This window comes from Cellulomonas rhizosphaerae, assembly GCF_003470205.1.
In the GTDB taxonomy this organism is placed as follows: Bacteria; Actinomycetota; Actinomycetes; order Actinomycetales; family Cellulomonadaceae; genus Cellulomonas; species Cellulomonas rhizosphaerae.
Genome location: NZ_QWKP01000011.1, coordinates 1 through 1,485, shown reverse-complemented (window position 1 = coordinate 1,485; position 1,485 = coordinate 1). Strand labels below are relative to the sequence as shown.

Sequence of the window (1,485 nt, the reverse complement as noted above, 5' to 3'; positions counted from 1 at the left end):
GGCGGCCGCGGGGGCTGCCGGTGCCGGTGCGCTGGGTGCCGGTGCGCTGGGGGCAGGCGCGGGGCGTGCCGCAGCCTTGGGGGCCGGGGCGGGCGCGGGGGCGCCACTGCCGGCGGGGAACGTGTCGCGCAGCTTGCGCACGACGGGCGGCTCGATCGTCGAGGACGCCGAGCGGACGAACTCACCCATCTCGGTGAGCGTCGTCATGATCTTCTTGCTGTCAACCCCGAGCTCTTTGGCGAGCTCGTAGACGCGGACCTTAGCCACATCTCTCCCTGTCTCGGTCCGCCCGGACAGGGTCGGACCGTCGTTAGTGCGAGGTACTCATCGCTGGGTACTCATCGGTGCGTTCTCATCGGGTAGCCATCGGCTTCCAGACCCGCTTCCCATTCGACGGTCGACTCCGGGCCTCACCCGGCGTCGTGGTGCATCTGGCTCTCGAGGTGCTCGGCGATGACAGCCGTGTCGAACGGACCTGCATGACGCAGGGCCCGCCCGAACGCGCGTCGGCGCGTCGCGAGCTCGAGACATCCAGGGTCGGGGTGCAGCCACGCACCCCTGCCCGGCATCGAGCGTGCCACGTCCACGACCAGCAGGTCTTGGACGACGACCACTCTCAGCAGGGCCGATCGGGAACCAGGAGCACGGCACCCCACGCACGTGCGAACGGGACCGCTGTGCGGTCGTGGTTCGCTCGAGGGGAGCCGGGCCTGGTGCCCAGCCTCAGCGAGTCTACCGCGTCGGGTCACTCGGCGTGACCTCGGGCGTTCACTCGCCCTCCGGAACTTCCGCGTCTGACCTGATGTCGATGCGCCAACCCGTGAGCTTCGCGGCGAGGCGGGCGTTCTGGCCCTCCTTGCCGATCGCGAGCGAGAGCTGGTAGTCCGGCACGACGACGCGCGCCGCGCGGGCCTCGGGGTCGACGACCGTCACGGACACCACGCGGGCGGGCGACAGCGCGTGCGCGATCATCTCGGCCGGGTCGTCCGAGTAGTCGACGATGTCGATCTTCTCGCCGTGCAGCTCGGCCATGACGGCACGCACGCGACCGCCGAGCGGTCCGATGCACGCGCCCTTGGCGTTGACGCCGGCGACCATCGAGCGCACGGACATCTTGGTGCGGTGACCGGCCTCGCGGGCCATGGCCGTGATCTCGACGGTGCCGTCGGCGACCTCGGGGACCTCGAGCGCGAACAGCTTGCGGACCAGGCCCGGGTGCGAGCGGGACAGCGTGACCTGGGGTCCGCGCTGGCCGCGCGCGACCTCGAGCACGTAGCCGCGGATGCGCTCGCCGTGCACGTACTCCTCGCCGGGGACCTGCTCGTGCGCGGGCAGGACGGCCTCGACGCCGCCGATGTCGACGAGCACGGTGCGCGGGTCACGGCCCTGCTGGATGACACCGCCGAGGACCTCGCCCTCCTTGCCGCGGAAGTTGCCCAGCACCTGGTCGTCCTCGGCGTCGCGCAGCCGCTGGACGATGACCTG

At 71.4% G+C, this 1,485-nt stretch carries 3 protein-coding genes; all 3 read right to left on the bottom strand.

The features are described from left to right. Nucleotides 1–267, bottom strand: a 267-nt coding sequence (locus tag D1825_RS00110; RefSeq protein ID WP_199721424.1) for a translation initiation factor IF-2 N-terminal domain-containing protein, incomplete at its 3' end; no start/stop codon positions are given. 143 nt (nt 268–410) lie between these two features. Then, the gene (locus D1825_RS18495; RefSeq protein WP_267897550.1) at nt 411–656 is read right to left on the bottom strand and encodes a YlxR family protein; all 246 of its coding nucleotides are present in this window, start codon (nt 654–656) and stop codon (nt 411–413) included. 112 nt (nt 657–768) lie between these two features. After that, nucleotides 769–1,485, bottom strand: a 717-nt coding sequence (gene nusA, locus D1825_RS00100) for a transcription termination factor NusA (RefSeq protein WP_118765546.1), incomplete at its 5' end; no start/stop codon positions are given.